Origin of the sequence: Pseudoalteromonas sp. SG41-5 (genome assembly GCF_014164495.1) — a bacterium.
GTDB lineage: Bacteria > Pseudomonadota > Gammaproteobacteria > Enterobacterales > Alteromonadaceae > Pseudoalteromonas > Pseudoalteromonas rhizosphaerae.
Map to the genome: position 1 here is coordinate 1 of NZ_JACJFH010000049.1, position 23969 is coordinate 23969.

A 23969-nucleotide genomic window follows, 5' to 3' on the forward strand; every position below is an offset into this window, starting at 1 on the left:
TGGCCTATAGCCATTTGTATAACGTCATAATCGACACCAGCATCAGATAGTAGGCTGGCGGTACTTTTACGCCCTGAGTGGCTTGAGCCTTGTTTAAAGCCGCAACTCTTAAACAGGTTTCTAACATAGTTCTCCATGCTTGAGCAAACCAGCGTTTCTTTTTGCCCGTCTTGAGTTTGATACTTTTTGACGTTAAAAGACAAAGTTACCCAGCGCTTTCCGCTTCTAGCTAAAAATAAAGGGCTATCTCCATTCAAGCCACCATAACTACCATCTACAGATAGCATAGCTTTATCTCTAATGCGTCTATCCCGCCAAGCTAAAACGGCTTGCCTTTGTTGCTTTAAAACCAGAGCGCAATCACGGCTTTGATTCGTTTTGGTGTAATCTGCTCTAATTCTAAAAATAGATTTTAGCTTGCCTGATTTAGTAAAAACATCTTTAACTAGCAACCGGCAAGTTTCACCAATGCGCGTTAGTGAGCCGAACAAGAACCAAATTAAAGCTACGTTTCTCTCTGCGGTTTCACCACGATTAGCATTAGCAAGTATGTGCTTTAGCTGCGCTTTACTTTCTATTTTTCCTGCGCCTTTTCTGCCTGCTTCAAGTCGCTTTACTGCTTCTGATATTGGCCTACGTCTAACAGGCTTATGACCTTTCTCAAATGGCATATAACTTCCAAACAACACCCAATTCCAATATGGTATATTAAATAATCACCAAAAACTATAAGCATTGTTTTTATTGGTCATATTGGAATAGGTGTTCTTCAATAATTTTCAACCTTTCAGCAACATTTGAGCCCAATCAAAGGTTGTTCATTTTTTATGAATATGGCAGTCAAAATAGCTGCCATATTCACATATCATTTAATGAATTGTCTGAGTAATATCTATGTATTCAAAGCTATCGTCATAACATCTACCTACAACATAATTTGTGCCTTTTAGTTTATCCTTACTGAATTGGATAATATTATGAGAGTGCGTTAACAACTCACCATTTAACTGCCATGTAGTCGCAGCAATTCGACCATCCGAGTCATTACAGTTGAGATGTAATTCAAACACTTGATCTGTTTCATGCATATTAATATTACCGGTTGGTTTCTGATTTGGTATCACGTTCACTTCAAATGACTGCGAACCAATCTGACCAAACTCAGTTTCAACATCGACGCGGATAGTATGATTGCCAACTGATAAATCTCCAATACTTTCTCTATAACGCTTGCTTTCCATGACAAGCTCACCATCCAAGTACCATTTATACACTGAAACTCTATCATCTGGATGTGAAAGCCATACACGAGATCTAAGTGATACATCTAATGGATATCTCAGGTATTCATTACTGAATGTACGCACAATCTCAATTTCTAATGGTGTTGGAGGTAAAACTTCTACAATTTGACTTACTTCTTTGCTTTGCCCCCTGCTGTTAGTAACCCTAAATGTGAGATTTTTCATCCCTTCTTGGGAAAACTGCAGAGTAAACTTGCCGTCATCTTGATTTAACACTTTAACTCCGGGTGTTTTTAGTAGCTCATACGTATACTCTACGCCAGGAGCAAAATGACGCTCTAAGCCTACCCATGCAATGTGTTTAGAAGGCATATAATTTACTGTAGCTGGCATGTTTAGTTCAATTTCAGGAAACTCGTATGTCCAGCTTTTCACACGAACTCTAGTCTCGTTGATTGTCTCTTGCTTTGACCCCTCGACCCAAGCTTGGTAGGTCAGAATGAAGTTTCTTCCTTCAAGAAGATTTTCACTAAATGTCAGGTCAAATTCACTATCATTTATTACTTTCCCATCCGGTAACACCCATTGGTTTTGAGTTCTACCATTAATAGACTCAGTTCTTGTGAAAGAGCTTCCTTTAATGTGGTGTGTAGAGCCGACTTCGACTAGATCAGGGACATCTAAATCAAAATAGAATCGTGGCGCTCTTAAGAAGTAATATCGCGCCCTAGCTTCGACAAAAGCTTCATCACCCAAACTACTATCACTTGCTATTCCGTTATATTTCATACGGGCATTAATATCCCTTCCTGTAAAATCATCTTTATAAAATGAGATTTCCGAAGGACCTGAGAACCAAGACTTACGATTATCAGTTGACCACTCGATAACACCATCCCCATTTTGAACGAGGTTATCTCCGTCATACAGTACGAATTTTGCTGCCTCATTAAATAGAACTTCATTAGTTTGTTGAATTAGTAGTTCAGGTTTGTCATAAGCAACAACTTTTAGAGTGCCGCTAGTTGACCATTCGCCTGTAAACTTATTTTCAACTTTAACTCTCAAGTATTCTATTTCTTTGTTTTCATATCGCTTACGCCAACGTAAAGTGTCTTTATGCTCTGTAGACTCCCTCCAATCGGAACCGTTACTTGAAACTTCCCACACCACTCGGCCAAGTGAGCCAACATCTGCTCGGTCTTCAGGTGAGTAAATTGCTGAAGCTCTCAATGGTATCCGGCCCTTAATTAAGCCATCCTTTAGCTCACCTTCAATTTTAGTGCCTTTGTACACAATAAAGTATGCACGAGCAGACTGAATATAGTACTCATAATCAGGTATAGGTGTTTTTGCTTTTGCTACTGCAACATAAATTCCACTTTCTTCGCCAATAACTTCCATTGGCATTTTTATGAAGGCTTCACCTTTCGCATCTATTGTGACAGTTTCTGTTAATGGTTCAGGTATATTTCTTCTGTCATACTTACCAATGTAAACTTCCCATTCACCCATTGAGCTTTTGTCATAAACCCATCCATCGATTCGATTGTAATTCCCAAGGTTGATTTTAGCCGTTACTTCGTCAGTAGATAGGATCTGGTCATCTTGAAAATCTAGATTAACGCCAAGTGTGCTATCAGGAACGACTAAAGCTTTAATGCTTTGGGATGCATTTATTTCTGGCATTCTATGGTACTTAACGTTGTAATCGATAGGGAATACTTCCCATAGATTGCGTTCAACTTCAAAAGGCATATCGAACCTACCAGATGTTCTAAATATTTCACCTGTTCTTGTAGAAGGGTTTTTCGGAAATGTTTGGCTAACCCCTTTGGTGTCGAATGTCATATCTAATGAACCAGGGCTCGATACAGTACCCATTCTGACAATTTCACCACCCGAGTATTCAACTGGATAAAAACCGTTTATAAGTTCTCGCCTTGAGCTAGCTTCAACTGAAATCCCTGTTGGTTCCTGAGAAGAAATCTGTGTCTTTTCATTAGGTATGATCAGCGTTTCACCAAACTCATTAATTATTTCGATATCGCTTTCAATTTCTACAAGCGCCTTGTCTAAATAACCAACAGCCGATGGTGTTCTACCTCGCAATGATATTTCAAAGCCTTCTGGTAAATTAACCCAATTGAATATACAGCTTTTAACACCTTTGCGCGCATATTTAACCGCGAGGTCTCTTTCACTATAGAACCGGCACTCTTCGCCGCTCACTTGTTCAGAATCTAAATAAACCAATTCAATTAGTCTGAACGGTAGATAGTCTTTTTCACGATGCTTTATATCAAACGACATAGGAGCAAAGACAACATTTAGATCATAATTAAATTTATCACCTGAAGAGTTTTTAACTACAACACTAATTTCTGCATTATCTTTTGGTGATAACTGTTGAGTTAAGCCATTAATAGTGACAATACCGTCACCAACAGAATTTAAACTTAATGGCACACCGTTTGATTGTACACTCTCAATAGTGACACCATTTACGTAGCCATTAAACCCAGCTACTAACAGTTCACTATCAAAGTAGAACTCATCATTTTCCTCCATACTTTGGCTGTTTCTGAATATAGAAATTAATGGCTGCTTACGAGATAAGAATGCAGCGTTTTTAAATTCTTTTTTATCTGATTTTGAATACAAGTACTTTGAAGTAACCGTAATATCGTAGTGCCCATCTGGTACACTCTGCACATCAGCTGTATAAATAAACTTGTTATTAATAACTTCAGGCCCGGTCAGATTTTTTACTATTACAGTTTCACCTTCAGTAATATTATCGTTTTTAAAAAGAGTAGTACCGTCAAATTCAAGTTCCTTAAGTACTTCGTGCGAACCACTAACTTTAAACTCAAGCTCAATCGATTTAGGAAGCCACCATGTACCTGATATAGCTGGAGAGGGTTTATCAAATACAACTCTCGCTGTTTCGTTCTCAACATCTATAGAAGCGCCTAGCAAGCCAAAGCTCAATGGCAAACCACTAGCCCTTGCATTAACTTTTACTTGCTCTACCCGAGAGTATGCATATTCCCAACTTACAATGGCCTGTGAGTTTATTTCATTATCAGTAAAGTACTTATTAATTGAATTTATCTTAAACTGGTGAGAAACAATGCCATCCTCATAGCCAATGTAATTTTTAGTTCCAAGGTAATAAGGAGTGATATTTATTGTGCAGGATGTACTTCCAGCATTTATTAAACAATTCCCCAAATTATCGACAATTACCTGTTGTGAATAATTAACTGGCTTTGTAGTGATTGAAATGGCTTTAACCTGAGCGTTTGGATCGTGATTGACATCGCTATTATTGTCGATCCATTTATTCCCTACATAAATAGAATATTTTGTTAGTTCAGGCGCAATTGGAGCCTCGACGTTAAAAGATGTAGTTCCAGACTTGATTAGTGTTTTCTCTTTCTCCGCGCCAAAATAGGCAAACACTTTATACCCAACAGGCACAACTCCGCTCATTCTCAATCGACCTTTCAGAGAAAAGTTATCTCTATCAAGCTCATCCATACCAACCCATTCAAAATAACACTTTCCAGATACATTATTGTTGGTACCAATTGCAACCGCTTCATTAGTCACAATGTCACAGAAACCTGAAAACTTAGTTTGGACTGCTTCAAAACTAGACTCTTTTACGTGAGATACTAATCGACCACCTAAATTGTTAATCTTAAACTCGATTTCATCTTGAACTTTATTTAGTGTGATTGTTCTGGAATATAAATGTCCCAGAGTATCCTTGACCGTAACTTTTATTGTATTTAAGCCATTTTTGAAAATAACAGTGTCAGGTATTGTAGCCACACCAATTTTTGGCTTGTTAAAAGCAACGTTAGAAGAATTAACTTGAATCGATACCAGGTCAACGTCATCTGTAAATGAATTGAAAGTTGAAATTACCAGCTCTTGATTGTATGCAAAGTTACTGCTGTTATTTTGCTTAACACCTGATTTGAAAATATCAATTTTTGGGGCAGTTTTGTTAATTCTTAACCCATTAAAATTTTGGTTAGAAGGGATGCCACTTGAATTTGTGAAAGCCACAGAAGCACCATAATAACCATCTTCAATTTGCGTCATATCGAACGTGTAAACATATGCACCATTTACACTTTCTCTCTTAGTGCTCGTAATAGTCTTATTTGCTGTAACTAGTGAGCCATCATTTGTATATAGAACATTCCCGCTATAGGTGATGCCACTTGAAATGGTTGGCTGACTATTTCGGCTGAATTTTACATTTAACTCAGACGGGGCCCACCAATCGCCAACAATCTCGCTTGAAGGCTTATTTAAAACGAGTTTAGCTGTGTTATTCGAAACTTGAATTGATTTGCTATTAACGTTTATTGTCTTTGTAGTCGCATAACTAGCAGGCATGGAATTAACCTCAAAAAGGTCAATTTTTGTTGGTTGGTAATTCCAAGGAACAGTTAAAGCGTGTTTGGTGTTACTAACTCCCCAATAACTATTACTCGAATCAACTGACACTTGATAGCTTAAAGAGCCCACTTTATTTGAAATAGCATCACCAAGCTTTATTTCTGAAAATGAAATATCGCATGAAGTAGCGCCACTTACTACTGTACAGCTACCAAGCGATGGTATAGATACCTTCTGACTGTAATCCCTTGCTTCAACATTAACTCTAACTGCAGAAAACTTGTTTGCGGGGTTGTAATTGGTATGGCTACCTACGCTTTTCCATGAGTTTCCAAGCTTAACTGAGTATCTTTGGACAGTGGGCTTAACTGGAGCTGCAAAATTGAAAATAAAGTTTTTTGTATCAACTAACTTTTTAGCTTTTGCTGACCCTGAATAATAATAAATTGAGTAGCCAATACTATTCGGACCTGAATTGGAAGCAACGCCTTCAACTTTAAATCCATCAATTGAATAACCGGCTGTGTTATTCCATTCAAATAAACAATATCCAGCGCTTAAGGTTCCCCCTTGTAATGCTAAATTGTTATCTGTAGTGACAGTACAGTAATCGTCTATAACAGTTTGGCGAGCCTCAAGCTTGAAGTTTCTTACGTTTGAAATAAGTGTGCCTGATTTGTTCTCGATGACAAATTCTGGTTTGTAGACATTCATCGTTCCTTTGATAGTTGTGATAGCAATAGCGCTAAATGAAAACATCAAAGTAGTTAAAGCCGCTGCCTTTAAATAACTCATTATTAGACCTTGTTGGAATTACTCAGAGTTAACTTACCAACTTAGCCAATCAATAAAGCCTGAAAAAAAATTGAAATAGAAGAAAAATTCGTTTTATTAATTTTGGAAGGGAATGATTAAAGAAATTTCCAACCAACCCTAGTCAAACTGCACTATCACATTTAACTTTGTCATTAAAAGCAACAAAGAAAATAGCATACATCGATATGCATAAAGTTATTTCTGAATAGATTGCAACAGTCTTCCATATGGGAAATTTTGCCATGACTGGATACAAGCTTAACCAAAACACAGTGTAAATTGATAAAGTAAACATAGCTGGTTTAATGATCTTCTGTGGAAGAAGATGCTTAAACTTAACTAAGAACATTACCAAGAAAATGTAAAATGAAGCATTAAACATTGCCAGTAGCCCTCTGAAGTTCCAAGTGGAAATCCCGAGCCACCAGCCAATTAACAACCAAGAGTAAATTATAGAAAAAACACAAAAAGTTATTTTGAAACTAACTTTCAATTTAAGTAAGTAGAAAAGGCCGAACAGCATAAAAAACTTTTCAAGAAAGTTAAGAGATGTGAAGTACAAAAGTGTGTTCCATACATCTCCACTATTGTATGAAAAGAATAACCCTACCTTAGTCGCGCATGAAATAGCTATGGCCAAAAAGAAGCAAATAGCCGAAAGGTTTTTATTGAATATGATTGATTTATAAAACTGAACACTAAAGGCTAGTAAAACTGGTGCGCTTATCACGTAAGCTAATTGATTAACCATTCATACGCCTTTCTGATTAGTTTATAAAAGGTAAGTGTAGTTGATAAGTTAGGTACTGTACTTTTATAGCATATGTATTTTGTTCACCTAATAGTTTGAATAAATAAAGCTCATCTTAATAAATACTTTATAACTTATATATCAGATGGTTACGAAAAAGAAATGGCCTACTCTATGACAATATTAATTTTTTGCCTTAATCAACAAAGTCAAAACTTGTGAAACTAATTGGGACAAATAATCTTCGCTATACTCTAACACTTTCTCCAACTCGGCTTTGTTTTTAGAAGGCTCTAAACCGATAACAAAGCTTTCAAAATCTTGGCGGTTATCTAGTATCGAAATCACATTGTCGATTGTTAAATTCGGTTTTGAGCCCTCTAGCAAAGCAATAAGCTTAAGTGAAAATTTACTAAATGGGCTTTCATCACAATATTGCTTCATTTTTTCTGCAATCATACCTACCTCAATATTTAAAAAACCAAATTACTTATAAAGCACTAGACGGCGCTAGTAATGAAATCTCTTTGTTAAACGATTGAAATCGCTCTTTACACAAAGCCAGTACAAGCTTATTTTTATTCTTTTTTGTTAACGATCTATTTTTTAGATTCGCGATGAATTTCACTCAAAATGGCAAAAACTAAAATCACAAAACACCAAACAGGTAGCCAAATAAAGGTGGCTAGATTGCTTTGGAAGGTTGTAATGTTTTTTACACCCCAATAGCTATTGCAATATATGGCCATTAAAATAATGTACGTTAGGATGCTGATAGCGAGTACGATGTACCAGGTTATAGTATTGAGCTCACTTCTAGCGCTTATTAATATTATTAAGGAGCTTGTTAACACGAAGATGTTTGTGTACACAATCACTAAAAATATATTAAGGAATTCGATGTCGAGTGTGAAAAAAGCATCGATGCTGCCTAAGTTCTCAACAATGAGCGAATGAACGTACAAAATGAAAACTAAGAACGCTGTCAAGACTGCTGCTGTAACAAGACTGGTCGTTATATATTTACATCGCTTTAATTCTTCTGATTTCACATTACTCATACAATCACCTTACTGATTTTATATTGTCTTGATAAAACCGACTTAACCTCAATCTAATTGATAAGAACGCAGGTTTTCTGCTTCACTATTAGATTTTGTTACCTTTGAATTCGTGGCTCGTAATTCTGTTGGCGCATTTTTAATAGCAAGCGATGCACACATTTTCACTTGCTCTAAACCATATTCGCTTTTTTGTGTTAATCCCGATTCAATTAGAGCTTGCTCACCTTGGATGCTTACTTTTATTTCAGGGCAATCAACATATCTCAGGCTTGGGCCACATGACCACTTTGCATAGTCATCTGATCTGCTGCTATTGCTTGATGTAATAGAATAACTAAACTCATGAGCAGTATAGCTTTTACAATCAAGATCAAAAAAACCAGCCCTTTTTAATTTCACTGAACCAATTTCACTGAGTTTCTCTTTCTCAACCGGGGTTAAGCTCATTTCAATATCCGGTATAGAGCCTCGGTAGTTAGACACCCACGCTAAAATACCCGCAACTAAAAGCGTAACTAATAGTAAAGTGAGTAATGTGATCAGCTTACGTTCTGAATTTAATTCCACAACAAACTCCAGGTTTGAAATTTTTAGACAACTTAATTAGCTTCTACAGTTATTTCTGTATCCAACCTATGAATACCAGCAAAGTAAATTTGTCCTCTGCTAACCGTTTAAAGATAAGATCTAGATTTGTTAGTAATATATCAGTATGTATTTATCGTGCTCCGCGAGTTTTATTTACTATTTTTAGTTTTTTTTTGCGATTCCATGAGATATTTATGCTTCACAAAGAGAGCAAAACAATGAAATTGAATGTTAAGAGTTAATTTGTAGTTTCTAGTGTCGATAGAATTTCTTCCACATCAGAAACTTCAACTTTTTCCCCAATTAATATGGATTTAGTAGACCCGCTTTGAGATAAGTCGCTTGCTTTAACAATATCGCCAAATCCTCTTAAGATCATATCTTGTTCGGCCAATTCATAACCATCGTCGAACTTAGTTAAGAGAAGTAAGCGTTGTAATAATTTTTCACCAATCTCAGTTGGGCAATATAAATCTAGCTGACCTTTTCCACCATGACGCACTAAACGTCCCCGTATTTGATGGCACGTTATTGTTCCGAACCTTTCAGCATGGTAGATGATCGTTTTTGTTAACCGAGGGATAGTCAAGCCAATTTCAACCATTGTTGTAGAGATTAGTATGCTAGCCTTGCCCGACTTAATATCTGCAATTGATTTTCTGTTGTGGTCTGGACTGCAACCAGAATGAATATACCTAACTTTATTTCGGGCAAACTTGTTCCACTTCGTGAATACCTCTTCTACAGATGCGAAATTCTCAGAATTATCCTTAGTGGGACATACAACGAGTACTTTGTTACCAAGCTCAACTTGATTAAGGCACTCTTTCATTAGTGCATGGCTTTCACTTTTAAGTCTTAACTTAGTGGTTATCTCTTTCTTAGCATGACATTTGGTAAGTCTGAATATGTGCTTTGATTTACCATACGAAATCAAAGCCTGGGTTCTAGGTATTGGAGTAGCTGTTGCTTCCAAAAAGTGTGTATTTTCAGAAAGTAGTAATTCTCTTTGCTCAAGTCCAAACCGATGCTGTTCATCAACCACAACTAAATCCAGTACACCCACCATTCGATGTAACAGAGCGCTTGTACCGATTAAAAAATTCGTTTCCTCTAAGTTTGTTTGTTCTGTTTCTAATGTAACTAAGACTGGCTTTAACGAACCAAAATATGAATTTAGCTCTTCATGAATTTGCTCTGCAAGGGTTTGGCTAGGTAACATAATCGCTGCTCGCCCACCAGCGGAGACCACTGAAGCAGCGCAAATTCCGTAGACAACTGTTTTTCCAGTTCCTACATCACCAATTAGAGCCCCATCGACTTTGGTACCTTCCTTAAATTTATTGGTTATTGATTCAACAATTTGTGTTTGTTCTGTAGTTAATTCAAAAGGAATTTTTTCCTTTAGCACGTTGATAGGTAGACCGTGTAAAGAATTTACAAGTTTATTTGGCTCTCTTGGATTTAAGGCATTCATTTCACGGATACAATATAAGGCGGCAATTCTTTTTATGACACCCCTAGCTTCTTCCCATGACTCTACCGAACTAGGATTGTGCAATTCGGTTAGAACATCTTTTAAAGTCATTTTCTTAGTCTTTAAAACTTGTCTAATGTTTGGTACCCATTTTATAACTTCCCTTAGATGTTTTTCTGCTTGATTAAGTGTGTTGGGTAACTGTTTTCTAATAACCTCTCTTACCTGCTCTTTAGATAGGTACCCGCGCTTAGATTTGTAAATTGGTACGAATTTCCCAATGTCAGCACTGGATATTAATTTTGCTGCGCGTAAGTTTAGGTAAGCCCCATTAGCAAATGAAACTCCTTTGAAGTAATAGGTTGAACCAACTTCAGCCAGACTTTCTTCAATAAGCTTTGTATCACCGAAAAGCTTTATTGAAAGTAAGTAACCTAAATCGTCAAACAGCTCAATTGTTAAAACCCCTTTCCCTCTAACCCAATTGAAAGATGGTGCTGATACTAATTTTCCAGCTATTACTATTTTATGGCCGCTTAATTGATATGCCTTAGAAAATTCAGTGACAATGTTTGTGTAATCTTCAATTTCAACTGGGCAAATTAATGGCACCTGCCAAGCATGTTTAATACCAAAGCACTCTAATGATTTCAGCTCCATCATTTTCCCCGTCGTTGAATCGTTCCTTTATATTCCCTCATATTGAAAAATGTGCAACTTGGAGGTTTTTAACTCTAAAAATGCGCGATATCTATGTTTTGAAATAATGAATTAAATTAATTACTGGATTTGTTTATGAATAATCATCCTCAATATCAACCACAATATCAGCCTCAAAAAAGTCCGAATGAGTATTTTGATTCTAGTCAGATGCATAACACTGGTGCTGAATGTCAAAACCAATACGTGAATGAAAACTATACTCCTAGTCATATGCATAACAATAATGCTCAGTCTCCAGTGAAACAGAGTCAAGAGGGTCAAACACAAAGCAGTGATTTCAACCCTGATTATGCTCCCGGTGGTAGGTATTACTCAATTAAAGTTCATGCAAGCAAGGCTGCTGTCGAATTCAAAGCAGATATAACAAGGAAAGGGGTTATTACTATTCGAATTGAGGCCGCTTCTGGAGCAAATAAAAGTTATGACTGGAAAAACAAAATTTCCATTCAGCTTACTCAGCTAGGTTTGATTGAATTTCTATGCGCATTTTTATTCATTAAGGAAAGTATTGAGTTAAAGCATTACGGAGCTAAGAATGACAAATCATTAAAGGTTCAATACCAAGAAGGAAAGTTGTTTGTGCAAGTATCACAAAAAGGTAAAAAGCTTTGTGGAGTACCTATTCCTATCAATGAAGCAGTACGTATAGGTCAATTTGCACTGGACTCTTATTTGAAAAACTTCGACAACATTAGTGCTGAGTTTGCTGTACAGAATTTTAACCGAGCAGCTAGTTTGGGTCTTTGAGCGCTAGGAAAGGGAGGTTGAAGATGTTTTTACAAAATGACGATGCTCTAGAAATACCTCATGGTAATTCATCAGTTTGGCGGTATATGAGTACTTGGAAATTTGAGCAGTTACTCATAAATTCCACTTTGTTTTTTCCAAACGCTAATGCACTCTCAGATCAATATGAAGTATCTATACCTGAAAGTGTTAAAAACAAAAAAAGAGATGACCTAATTAATGACGGTATCACTGGGAACAATCTTAAAGGTGAATTGGAAGCTTTTTTTTGGAACACCAATCCTAAGAAAAATTGTGTCTTTATCAACTGCTGGTCATTAACTCCACATGAGTCATACGCTTTATGGAAGATTTATCTTTCAGGTGAGGCAAATGGGGTTGCCGTTAAAACGTCAGTGAGCAAACTTAAACGCTCAGTGATTAACGGGCAAGACAGTAACCCAGAGCCATTTTATATGGGTAAAGTTAAATATAAAAAACACCTTTGCGATGATAGCCTATCAAGGCTATCACTAATAACAACGAAAAAACCATTTTATGATTTTGAAAAAGAGCTAAGGCTTTTCATATTGAATGATTCACCACCTAAGAAGAGCTTGGATCAAACTGTTAATTTCAATCAAGGTAAGAGTGTGAAGATTGATGTTAATGAGCTTATTCAAGAAGTGTACATTTCGCCATTTGCTTCGCAAGGTTACATAGATGAGATAAAACAATTGCTTAAAAAGTATGGTTATTCAAAAACTTTGATTAAAGAATCTGAAATACTTGATATGTAAAATTGGTTTTAGTCCACTGCACTGTTAAAGTTGAACAGTGCAGCCCCCATAACCAACAGAGTGCGACTCTTACTGCTCGATTAAAAGAGTTTCAACAACTTCTTCTGTCGTATTGCTTTTGATTCTTATTTTTTTAGCGTGTTTATTAAGTGACACAATTTCATCACAGAACCCTTCTGTTGGGTATAGAGTGTACTTGTAGTCTATAACTTTATCTTCATCGTCCTTTACAGCAGCGATATCATACTTCTCTAAAATGCCAGCATTAATAAGGTCTTTCATTGTGGAAGTCATATTTCTGCGAATAGCAATTAAGCGATTTTCAGTAATGTCTTCTGACTCAATAGAGCCAAACTTAATCATTATTCTTACAAGCATGAAGTGATACGTTTTTTCGGGGCTGGCGTATCTAAACAATGTATAAAGTCTGGTTGTAAGCCAACTAGACAAGGTTCTCTTAAATTGTTGCGCCTGGTTAAAGTAATATCCTTTATAAGATACAGTTTCAATTTGCTGAGCCATGTACTCATTAAGAAATACTATGCATCTCTGAGTGCTTGGCCCTTTTTTACCAGAAAAATGAATTGACCCCAGATAAGGCATTTTTGCTTCATTTGTTTCTACTTCACCATTTGAGTTGGTGCTGTAGTTAAAAGACAGTTGACTCCCAGACAGGATTAGTAGCGCTTCCTTTAAATCTGGAAAAGATAGTGATTGATTAACTGACTTAAGCTCTGCATTTAGTTCATTCATTTTAAAATGAATTGCGTAACGAGTGCCGCTTGCGTTATTAATCTTAGAAATATTGCCTTTAGTTGCAAGTGATATAAGCGCTCTTTCTACCTTTTCTTCGCGGTCAGATGGCCAAGCAACATAGTCAGTTTCTTTACCTTTGATTACAGCTGGTGAGATTTGCAATTCACCGGTGTATTCAACACCATCCAACTTATCAGAAATAGAGCGAGAATTAACGAGCCTTTCTGGTGCTTGTCTAATTGGGTATATGGTAGTTTTAACTCTTACAAAACGAGACCATAAATCGTATAAAGGAAAGGTATTTGATAACGAATTTGATTTCAAACCTTCAAAATGCAAATCAGTGAAGAGTTTAAGCTGCTCAACCTCAGCGGCTTCCTGAACTACTAGCCCTTTGGTGCTGATAGTCTCTGGCAAATTATTTATTGTAAGTTTGTTTTTGCTCATACCGAAATTCCCGCATACTTGAATTTCAAATATATCAAATCGCTATATAAATAACACAGTAAAATGCACCATTATTAAAAAATTCTTTATAATCATTACGATAATAGAGTGTAACTGTGATCTGACTACCTAATAAACCTATTAAAAATAACGTGTAATTGCGATCTGGTAGTTTGAGTAACAGTATGAATAACGTGTAAATGCGATCTGAGGTGAAGATTTAGTTCATAAAATAACGTGTAAATACGATCTGGGATGAAAATTATGGCCGAAAAATAACGTGTAAATGCGATCTGGGATGAAATTTGATGTCATAAAATAACGTATAAATGCGATCTGAAACTAAAAATCAGCTCATAAAATAACGTGTAAATGCGATCTGACACTAAAAATTAGCTCATAAAATAACGTGTAAATGCGATCTGACACTAAAAATTAGCTCATAAAATAACGTGTAAATGCGATCTGACACTAAAAATTAGCTCATAAAATAAAGTGTAAATGCGATCTGAGAGGCTACATAACTACTGAATAACGTGTAATTAGGGTCTGAGATATATTTTCAGTTTATTATATCATCAACTTACTTCCTGTGTACCCGATGTGAACTTAAAACTATTGGTCAAAAATAAACCGGAAGAATTTGCCCTAAAAAGGACAGAGAAATTACAAAATAAAGTGCAAAACTGATCTGGAAAATAAAACGTATATATTTCAGGTATTTACAGGATTGTATCACACATAAATAAAGGTTACGGGCGAAAAAAAACTATTTTCAAATTAAAATTCACTAAACTTCTGTAGTATGGATTCAGCAGGGCTGTGAATAACCCACTAAAACAAGGTGTAATTGCGATCTGAGAAGCGTGCAATTGCGATCTGGTAGAGTAATTTGGCGTATATTCAATCATTTTGAATAAAAAACAAACTGTGATTGTGGATAAAATAACGTGTAAATGCGATCTTGAGCAATGTCGTTGTGGATATTTTACAGGCAACCCTTTATAACCTGTTGATAATAATATCAATATGAGTGCTAATAACGTGTAGTTGCGATCTAAATAAGGTGTAATTACGATCTAAATAACGTGTAATTGCGATCTCACTTATTTTTTATTAGTCAGTTAAATCAACAAGTTAACTACTCAATCCACAGCGCTAACCTAAAGATCTAACCTATATATTTAACCATTATTATCCTTAATATTTATTCTTAGCTCTCAACAAATAAAATTAAAAAATAATATTTAGTATTTAAAAAGAACTAAATTCAACTCCTTTAGCTAATTTAGCTAATAAGTTCTTTGCAAAATGCACGATGCTATTTAGCTGTCATTCTGTTGTTAGATAAACAATAGAAGGCATATTCATGAATTTTTCAATCTCACTCTCTACCGCAAAACATCTGTTTGTGGATGCTTGTGGTATAGCAAATAGCTCAAAGTGCAATATATCTGCGCTGGATTATATTCACTTCTCATTACTTGGCGGCATAGCAGAAGTGCTAGGAACTGACACTCAATCAATTGTTAGGCAATCTTCACCAATTGATGCGTTTGAAGATTATGAGATTTGTATCGAAGCCAAAAAACTCAATACAGTCATAAGTAGCTTTACCGATGAAAGTAAGCCATTAAAATTTCAATTCGATGAAGATAAAGTAATTGTGAAACATGGTCGTTCAAGGGCTTCAATAGCTACAATGCCATGTGATAGCTACCCTATTCCCAAAATAGTAATTCCTAGTGGCTTTCAATTTTCTTGTAATGCTGAGTCATTTAAGTCTGCTATTTCTGGTATTTTTTATGCCAAAGCGAATAACGATGTAAGGCCGTTCCTAAATCATATTAACTTTTCTATAAATTCTAATAAGATGAAGTTATACACTAGTGATGGTCATAGATTGGCTACGGACATTGTTCAGTTAGAAAATTCTGTAGATGATTTGAAAGGTATCTTGCCATTTAAACTTGCTGAAATGCTTCTCCAAGCACAGCCTAATGGTACTTTGGGCTTTTTCTTTGATGAGAGCTACTTCTATTGCTCAACTGGAGGAACAGTATATGGCTCAAAGTTCGTTGCCACTGAGTTTACAGACGTAAGTGAGATTTTAAATACTGAGTTATTTCAATCCATTAAAATTGCTAAAAGTGAGTTGCTGGACTCTGTAAAACGAATTAAGGGCTTTGTTCAAAGTGCAAAAATTGCAAAGTTAACAATCTCATTAAAAGGGCAGGAATTATTACTAAATGCAAATGCGGATAAAGGAAATGAAATTGACGATGTAGTAAATACTGAATTATTACAAGCAAATGTAACCGATGGTTATGAGCCTGTATTTACCTTAAACCCAAATTACCTGTTCGATGCTGTTAAAAGCATAAAATCTAACTCAGTTTGTATATCTTTCACTTCAAAAGCTCTCCTCAAAATCACTGACCCTGATAACGTCAATATCAACAGTGTGATCATGTCTATGCGCTAGTTTATCTAGCGCTATATTTTTCGTAAAAATGCGCGTTTTGAACACCTTGATACCTTATTTCCAGTCAAGACAAACAAATTAGGAAATCAGTTATGAATTATCAAAACAATGTAGAAGTACAAGTGCTAAAATCAGATCAATTAGTACCATTTGCATTAGGAAACTCACGTGAAAAAAATAACCATGAGGCGCGTAAAAATTTAACCGAATCTATCAAAGAAGCTGGAGGGGTATTGCAGCCAATTCTTGTTCGTCCAACAGCAAGCGAGTCTAAGTTTGAAGTGATAGCAGGTTTTGGTCGCTGGGAGTCGTGTATTGAGCTTGGTTTTGATGTACCAGCACTTATTAAGCCAATGACTGACAATGAAGCGTATGAAGCTCAGTTAATTGAAAACCTAGTGCGAGATGATTTAACCATTGTTGATGAATCAAAGGCCGCGCAAAAATTTATTACGATGTATCAAGGTGACTATTCAGCCGCAGCCGAGCGATTAGGTTGGACTCAAAAAAAATTAAATGACCGTGTTCAGTTATTACGTTGTTGTGATGATGTATTAAACGCATTAAACGAAAATAAAATTAAGATTGGTCACGCAACCATTTTATCGAGCTTTTCAGAAAAGTTACAAATCGGCACATTAGGTAACATCATCAATGAGAATTGGAGCATTGAGTATCTAAAGCAACGTGCTGGAAAGGCAAAGAAGTATTTACATACAGCAAAATTTGACACCAAAGACTGTGCAGCCTGTCCTCATAACACTTCACACCAGATAGGTATGTTCGACTTTAACGTTAGTGATAAAGCGGCGTGTGCAAAGCTATCATGCTGGAATGTTAAAACCGATGAGTGGCTGAAAGAGCAAAAACAGTTAGCAGAAGAAAAATACGGAACAGTAATTTTATTAGTTGAATGTTCAAGCGCTGACAGGAATACAGTTTCTAGCGCCAGTGTTGGTGAATCACAATACAACGAAGGTTGTGCATCTTGTGAATCGAATGTAGTGATTATGGATGATCGTTCTGGTCGTGAAGGGCAAACATTAGAGTCGCAATGCATTGATAAGGTTTGCTTTGCAAAATGTGTGAAAGCATTTAATGAGCCAGATAATACTCAAGAAATTGCAGCTGAAAGCAACGCTAACTCTAAAGAACCCTCGACTTCAACAAGTACGAGAATATCAACCAAAAAACCTCAACCAGTGGAACAAAAAACACCTAGTGCTGTTATTGAGCTTGAAAAGAAGTTAATTCATCAAGAAGCTGAAAAAATATTTGCGAATGAAGCTTGGTACGTAAATGGTGTAGTGCTTGCTTCAATGGCTATTACGACAGGTTATAAGCCAGCATTTTTCAAAAAGTCAGATAGTTTTAATGAAAACGTTTTGGCATGTAAACCAATTACAAATGAGCAAATTCAAGAAGCTATAAATCAAGCCGTAACAGCGAGTGTATCAAGTAGCGCAAAAACTGTAGATAGTCGATTTGTGTTTCAACAACAAGCCTTAATGATTAGCGCTATGGCAACACTTGATAACGCAAAAGACATTATAACCGCAGCGTGGAATCCCTCTGAGGAAGTATTAAAAAACTATACAGGTGCGGGTATTAAAGGTCTGTGTGTTAGTGCTGGTTTTGATAAGGCATTTAATGATTGTGAAGCTAACAAATCAGCCAAGCTAACATTTTCTAAAATTGCTGGTAAATCAAAAGGTGACTTTATTAAAGTTATTATTTCTTTTGATTTTGATTGGTCTTCTTTTGCGCCTGACACAATTTTCAAGCACTTAAAATAATTTCCCTCCCTTTGGGGTTTCTTAAGATGAAGTTGCCCCTTTATTTTCCCATGTTCTAATTAATTTACTTTTAAAAACGAGATATAAATATGATTCAGTCTATTGCAAACCTAATGCAGCAAGCAGGTGCGAAACAAGTACAGCTTTCAATTAAATTAACTGATAACGGCGCTCAAGTGGTATTGAACACTCAGTTATACCCATCTAACTCTCCTGAGCTTGAAGGTGCGATTGAAAAATTAAATGGGCGTGATAAGTCGGCGCAACTTAGGTTACGAACAGCGCTTTCTAAGCCACTTATTGCCAAAGGTGATATTGGCGAGCTAGATGTTAACTTCGCTGACTACATTACTCAGTACACAGATTCGTTTGTAAGCGCTGCTGCAAGCTATAACTCACTTGTTGATGTCAAATCATCATTAGATGCTGCAACGTCCTCTGTCGGCGCTTCTGAGGGCTCTGTAGCGACAAATAATGAATCAACTGTTAATGCAGAGCCAAATATCACAGTTGATGAAGATTTTTCAGATTTTGATGATGAGCAAGCTGATTCGCTATAAGGGGTGTGTCAATGCGATTTGAAAGTTTAGAGAATTTAGAGCGTAAATTTATTTTAGGTTCAATTGAGTTAGCAGATCCGATTCCTAGTGGTTCACTTGATGAAGTTGTTGAATTACTTTCTACGCAGTACCCGATGGTACGCTTTACACGTATTTATGAAAGTGACGGTATATTGTCTAGTTGTGGTCGGTATATGGAATACACAATCCAAGTTCCGCCTGTAAAAACAAATGGATGATATATGGTAAGCAATTTTGATAAGCGCCTTTTGGCGCTTGATACTCAAATAGAAAAGATAAACTCAACAAAAAAAGGGGTCTCGGAAGAATGTTCATCTCACGTACAGAGGAAATTGGAGCTTGGTCGCTTACCCAAGCAGCCATGCCCTTACAAAGGAAAGTGGTTAACCCCGCTCATGTAGCTCTTCCACATCAACAGCTGTACGGTGTTATCCCAATGATAACGCCTCAAGCAAAAGAAAAAATAGATGAGCAAACCCTTTTAGCGGCAGGCCATTTAACAACCTTGGCAGATGACTGGAGTTCTTGGAAACCTTTCTTACAAGGGATTCAAAAGCATTCATTAGCCGATGAGTTGCTTGAAAGTGTTCTAACGAGTGAAGTTAATACAGTCAAGCAGGCTTTGGCACTCAAAGACCTACATGACTTAACTATTAAAGCAATTGAATCTCAACTCATGGATTACAAAGAGTTTTGGGTAAGTAAGCTCAAAGAGTTTGGGTTATCAACTAATGAACAAATTGCTGATTTTATGACTAGGACTGTAGAGCTAGACATTGAATCTGTGTTCTTTGAGGCTTCTAAATATAACTATTATTCATCTCCAGATGCCTACTTGAAGTTTACGTATGGTCAAGGTCTGGCTGTGCTTGATATTGATTTAAAAGATAAGCCAAAGCCATTAAGAGATCTGACAGTGAATTTAATCAATGTTTTAGCCTGTATTGGTACTTATAATACATCGCTCGATTTGATGTACTCGCACAGTGTTGATCAGGAATTGATGGAATATGTACGAGATCTAAGTTCTGAAAGTCGTAATGCATTGAAAGAGTCAGTATTTGAGCTTGAGGATGAAGAATTGGCTTTGTTTCTTAATGAACATCACTCAGGAGTGACAGAAGAATTTATTGATATGTATGGTGATATTGATAGCCTGATCTTTAGTTTAAAAGACTGTATAGAATTTAACTTTGACCTTCATAATGACGGCTTATTTAATGATCTGTTTTTCTATGATGATTTGAAAACTAGTCTCAATAATATTTTAGCTGTGTTACAGAGTTGGTCTGATACACAAAACCCCCTTGTATCTCATCCACTCGCATATAAATTGAAAGTCCTTAGTGAGCTATTACTTTCTCACTGCCAATATGATTTGGTTAATTATTTTGAAACTTGTTCAGATGTAATTGTATCAGATTTACGTGTTATTAGTTTTGATTTAGCTAATGATACAGCGGCTTTAAATAACTTAAATCAATACTTCAATGACACTTGTGAAAACGGCGAATTAAAAATTGACCTAACTGATGTCCGTTGTCTAGATGCATTAAAGCAAATGCGTATGGCTGATGTGTTAATAGGGGTTTTAGTGTCAAGTTAAGCGCGTTTATCATCGTTGGGTATTCTGTTTTTACCTTCTAAATTCGGAGATAAAAATGAATAATCATACACCACAGGTTGCTCTTGTATTTCATGGGCAATCTGCGAACAATATCTTTTGTGCGACAAAGCACATGATTGATAGTGATGGCATGAAGTTAGGTGAATACATTGATGTACCTGAATGTATAGAAATAATGCGCTCACAACTCTCACCTAAGAAAATAGAAACTAAAACCGATGACTTTGAACTGCTGCCAAGCAATGTGATCTTAAATAACAGTAAAGCGCTTGTATGGCACAAACCTTCTCATAAGGGGATTTTTTGGTATAGAAGTCATAACACCAAGACTGAATTTTCAATTATCTACCCTGCCCTTCTTTTTTGTTTGGAAAAAGATAAACAAGGAGAACCAAATGGGTTAATTGTGTTTGCTTTACCAAGTAATCAACGACCCAATGAAAATACGCGTTTGTATCATGCGCCACTGATGAATATTTATTCGAATGGAGTTGTTTGCCAAGGAAATGCAACTTTACCCAAAAAGATCATATCAATTGCTGAATGCATGAATGATGTTGAGAAAACTGTACTGGCCTCAAACTTCACTCACGTAAACCACGATAAGACCCTTAAAGCAAAGGAAGTTGTAACAACGCAAAATTTGCTCGCATTCTGGAGCGCTAAAGCCAACACAAAGAGCCTAAGAAATGCAAAAGTAAGAATGCGAGAGTTGAATCGATTTATGCGTTTGGGAGAGTTTTTAAGTTCGGCCTTGTGAATATTTCACATTCAAATTGATAGTGAATAATTCACATTGTATGTCCGGTCACATTAAGAGGGTTAAAAAATGAACACGTTTTCAATTCCATCAGAATGGATTTCTAAACCATTAAATGTATTAGTTATTGGTGCGGGTGGTACAGGATCTGCGTTTTTATCAGAATGTTTTCAGCTTGATTATTTATTGCGAAAGGTAACCAATCATCAAGTTCACTTAAACATCAGTGTGTATGACGATGATAAAGTTAGTGAATCAAATGTCGGTAGGCAAGGGTTTTATCCTGTTGATGTTGGTATGTATAAAGCTGAAACGCTTGTTTCAAGGTTTAATTTACATGGCAACTTAAGTTGGAAATATAAAAATGAGCGTCTATTGCCAGAGGTATTTGATTATAGAAACTATGACTTGGTGGTTACTTGTGTGGATAAAGCCAAGGTTCGTGCTGATATGGGGCGTTTTTTTGCTAATGATAATCGTGGTTCTAGTTATAATAAATCACTAATGTGGTTAGATTTGGGCAACGGACGCGCATCAGGCCAGATTATTTTAGGTCACGCTTACGAACAAATTAATAAGCTACCCAATGTGTTTGATTTATACCCCCAATTAGAGAGTATTGTCGATGTTGACGAGGACTCTTGTAGCCACATAGAAGCTCTACGTAAGCAGGAGTATGGAATTAACAAAAAGGTTGTACTGGAAGCAACAAGGCTTTTGTGGGAGTTATTAAGAAAGGGATCTATTTCGCATCATGGTTCTTATGTCGATTTAGATAGTGCGACAGTAAAACCTTTAAAAATAGACCCTATTTGCTGGCAAGTGCTAGGTTACAACTCTTAATATTAGCTATTTTCGCCAGTTCGCATTGCCGCTAATTGCTTTGACGCTTCAAGCTTGGCGGCTTTCCCACCTTTCAATACATCAATAATGCACTTTGCAATGTATCCGCAGATTAAAGCTGGAACGACAAGTCTAAATAAAATAATTAATGTTGCTGCATTAGCTATTAAATATAGGCTTGCACCAAAACAAATGAATAGTACGAACAAGATAAATTGGTATCCCACGTTCACCTGTTCATCAACAGTTCGTTTTGAATTACCGCTGCTAATTTTCACGATCATTTTGCTCAATGTAGAACTCATACAATATGCTCCTTTGTTAATATCCCCAACAAATTAGCACCTACTTATAGTTGGGCGTGTCGAAAAAACTGCAAAATTAAACAATTTTTCATTGTTTAACCTTTGTTTAGTAATTTATTACCTGAATTTATCTTTTTTTTAAGTATTAGCTCGGGTTTGTTGATATAGAGTTAGTGTATTAATGCGAGGGGTTACTATGCTAGCTGACAATCGAGAAATTATTATTGAATCAGATGTGAGTGCGATACATAGGGCGGAATTTGATTTTAAAAGTTTCACATTTCATTTTCAGCCAATTTTCTGCCTTAAAACTAATAAGGTCGTTATGTATGAAGCTCTGTTAAGGTCGCGACAGTTTGCTAGTATTTCAATTGAAGAGCTTGTTATAGATGTAATCTCTTCAGGTAAATCAGATCAGCTAACCTTGCTAAACCTTGAGGCTATAAGGCCATATTTAAACGATCCGAAGTTTAGTGATGTAAAGTTTACAGTGAACTTAGAACCTGCCCAAGTTGCTTCTGAGGGCTTTAAGCGATTGGTTAATTATTACTTTCGAAAATTCAAAATTGATATGACAAGAGTGATATTTGAAATTACTGAGCGCCCCTGTTCACACAAGATGTTCAATGATGTTTTGGTGAACACTAATTCAATGACAGCAAATGGGTATCTATTTGCGATTGATGATTTTGGTACTGGTGTCTCTAATTTTGAAATGCTTTGTGAGCTTGATGTGTACATGATAAAGCTTGATGGAAACTTTGGTATTAAGTCTCTACATGATATTAAGTGCCAGAAGGTTTTTAAATTCGTATCGACTTTCAACGAGTCTTTCGGATGTAAAGTCTGTGCTGAGGGCTTGGAGACTGAAGAACACGTTGAATTAGCAAGAGGCCTTGGCTTTTGTTTTGGCCAAGGCTATGGGTTGGGAATGCCAAAAGTATTAACGGGCATTGTGGAATAATTAAATTATAAATTTCGTAAAGTTTATCGCTGATTCACATTGTTGCTCGGTAAATTTACCAATATGACAATCATTAGGTTTAACTTCTAGGTAGTTAGCCAACTGTCTGTACACATCAACTCTTGCAAAACCATACTCTTTCCAAAGTACATCTAATATTTTGTGTGCCTTTTGTCTTGCGCTTCGAGTGCCGGCATTAGCCAGGGTTCCTTGAGGTAAGTTATCCCCTTTGTGCACTGCAACGTATGAATCACATCCTGATTTGTAGTTTTCACAAAGATAAACTAAGCCGTGATCTTTACCTTTGAATATGTGCTTTGACTCTGAAAGTGATGCTAAACCGGAACAGTATTCACAGCGGACTTTGATGTCCCCTGCAGCTCTTGAGTTTCTTCCCATCACAATATCTTCCAGAAAGTGGATGAAATACATCCGCATCGATTTTTCAGCTAAGTCAGTTAAGTAATGAGCTTTATGCTTCAGCTCCCCTATAAGTGCCAGGGATAGAGCTTCATGCCGGTGATCAGAGAGCAACTTGCTTAGTTCATTTACATAGTTATACGTAGAAGCATCAACTATTCCAGACTTAGATAGTTGTTCTTGGACCAGTTTTTTTAGATCGACTTGGTTTAAATAAATCACAGCTTTGCCTTGTTTTAGTGTTTGTATGTCTTCCATTAAACCCTGGTTAAACAATTGCGCTGGAATTCAAAAAAAACTCAATTTTCTCGATTTTAATCTTTGCCTCAATTTTTTTGCGTGAAATAATGAGTGACATAAGGAGGTGTAAATGA

The 23969-nt window shown here is 36.3% G+C and carries 18 protein-coding genes; 10 read left to right on the forward strand and 8 right to left on the reverse strand.

The window, feature by feature from the left end; translation table 11 throughout:
* The 5 genes from H5232_RS13595 to H5232_RS13615 form a co-directional block, all read right to left on the reverse strand.
* Positions 1–671: tyrosine-type recombinase/integrase (locus H5232_RS13595; protein ID WP_182831045.1), on the reverse strand; the 671-nt coding region annotated here is incomplete at its 3' end.
* A 198-nt stretch (positions 672–869) separates the two neighbouring features.
* The gene (locus tag H5232_RS13600) at positions 870–6461 is read right to left on the reverse strand and encodes a hypothetical protein (RefSeq protein ID WP_182831046.1); all 5592 of its coding nucleotides are present in this window, start codon (positions 6459–6461) and stop codon (positions 870–872) included.
* A gap of 955 nt (positions 6462–7416) precedes the next feature.
* Positions 7417–7692 carry a hypothetical protein gene (locus tag H5232_RS13605; protein ID WP_182831047.1) on the reverse strand — a complete coding sequence of 92 codons (276 nt, stop codon included), beginning with the start codon at positions 7690–7692 and terminating at the stop codon, positions 7417–7419.
* Between the two features lie 650 nt (positions 7693–8342).
* Entirely contained in the window at positions 8343–8864 is a 522-nt protein-coding gene (locus H5232_RS13610) for a hypothetical protein (RefSeq protein ID WP_182831048.1), read from the reverse strand.
* A gap of 259 nt (positions 8865–9123) precedes the next feature.
* Positions 9124–11025, reverse strand: a complete 1902-nt coding sequence (locus H5232_RS13615) for a DEAD/DEAH box helicase (protein ID WP_182831049.1) — start codon at positions 11023–11025, stop codon at positions 9124–9126.
* 132 nt (positions 11026–11157) lie between these two features.
* Between H5232_RS13615 and H5232_RS13620 the strand changes: the two genes are divergently transcribed.
* Both H5232_RS13620 and H5232_RS13625 read left to right on the forward strand, forming a co-directional pair.
* A complete protein-coding gene (locus H5232_RS13620) occupies positions 11158–11832 on the forward strand; it encodes a hypothetical protein (protein WP_182831050.1) in 675 nt (224 codons plus the stop codon).
* Between the two features lie 23 nt (positions 11833–11855).
* Positions 11856–12611 (forward strand): hypothetical protein, encoded by a 756-nt coding sequence (locus H5232_RS13625; RefSeq protein WP_182831051.1) that lies wholly within the window; start codon positions 11856–11858, stop codon positions 12609–12611.
* Positions 12612–12680: 69 nt separating this feature from the next.
* Here H5232_RS13625 and H5232_RS13630 read toward each other — a convergent pair whose 3' ends face one another.
* Entirely contained in the window at positions 12681–13814 is a 1134-nt protein-coding gene (locus tag H5232_RS13630) for a replication protein A (RefSeq protein WP_182831052.1), read from the reverse strand.
* 1369 nt (positions 13815–15183) lie between these two features.
* On the opposite strand from H5232_RS13630, the gene H5232_RS13635 reads away from it, so the two are divergent.
* The 7 genes from H5232_RS13635 to H5232_RS13665 all read left to right on the forward strand — a co-directional run bounded on the left by H5232_RS13635 (position 15184) and on the right by H5232_RS13665 (position 21906).
* Complete coding sequence (locus H5232_RS13635) at positions 15184–16299, forward strand: hypothetical protein (protein WP_182831053.1); 1116 nt, start codon at positions 15184–15186, stop codon at positions 16297–16299.
* A 92-nt stretch (positions 16300–16391) separates the two neighbouring features.
* Complete coding sequence (locus tag H5232_RS13640) at positions 16392–18095, forward strand: PRTRC system ParB family protein (protein ID WP_182831054.1); 1704 nt, start codon at positions 16392–16394, stop codon at positions 18093–18095.
* An 89-nt stretch (positions 18096–18184) separates the two neighbouring features.
* Positions 18185–18655, forward strand: a complete 471-nt coding sequence (locus H5232_RS13645; RefSeq protein ID WP_182831055.1) for a hypothetical protein — start codon at positions 18185–18187, stop codon at positions 18653–18655.
* An 11-nt stretch (positions 18656–18666) separates the two neighbouring features.
* Positions 18667–18894: a PRTRC system protein C gene (locus tag H5232_RS13650; protein WP_182831056.1), complete on the forward strand. Its 228-nt coding sequence runs from the start codon at positions 18667–18669 to the stop codon at positions 18892–18894.
* 89 nt (positions 18895–18983) lie between these two features.
* Entirely contained in the window at positions 18984–20282 is a 1299-nt protein-coding gene (locus tag H5232_RS13655) for a hypothetical protein (protein WP_182831057.1), read from the forward strand.
* 55 nt (positions 20283–20337) lie between these two features.
* Entirely contained in the window at positions 20338–21063 is a 726-nt protein-coding gene (locus H5232_RS13660; protein WP_182831058.1) for a hypothetical protein, read from the forward strand.
* A gap of 69 nt (positions 21064–21132) precedes the next feature.
* Complete coding sequence (locus H5232_RS13665; protein ID WP_182831059.1) at positions 21133–21906, forward strand: PRTRC system ThiF family protein; 774 nt, start codon at positions 21133–21135, stop codon at positions 21904–21906.
* Positions 21907–21908: 2 nt separating this feature from the next.
* Here H5232_RS13665 and H5232_RS13670 read toward each other — a convergent pair whose 3' ends face one another.
* Entirely contained in the window at positions 21909–22211 is a 303-nt protein-coding gene (locus H5232_RS13670) for a hypothetical protein (protein ID WP_182831060.1), read from the reverse strand.
* A gap of 196 nt (positions 22212–22407) precedes the next feature.
* Here H5232_RS13670 and H5232_RS13675 point away from each other — a divergent pair, with 196 nt between their 5' ends.
* Positions 22408–23175: an EAL domain-containing protein gene (locus tag H5232_RS13675; RefSeq protein ID WP_182831061.1), complete on the forward strand. Its 768-nt coding sequence runs from the start codon at positions 22408–22410 to the stop codon at positions 23173–23175.
* Here H5232_RS13675 and H5232_RS13680 read toward each other — a convergent pair whose 3' ends face one another.
* Positions 23176–23853 carry a zinc-finger-containing protein gene (locus H5232_RS13680; protein WP_182831062.1) on the reverse strand — a complete coding sequence of 226 codons (678 nt, stop codon included), beginning with the start codon at positions 23851–23853 and terminating at the stop codon, positions 23176–23178.
* Between the last annotated feature and the right edge of the window lie 116 nt (positions 23854–23969).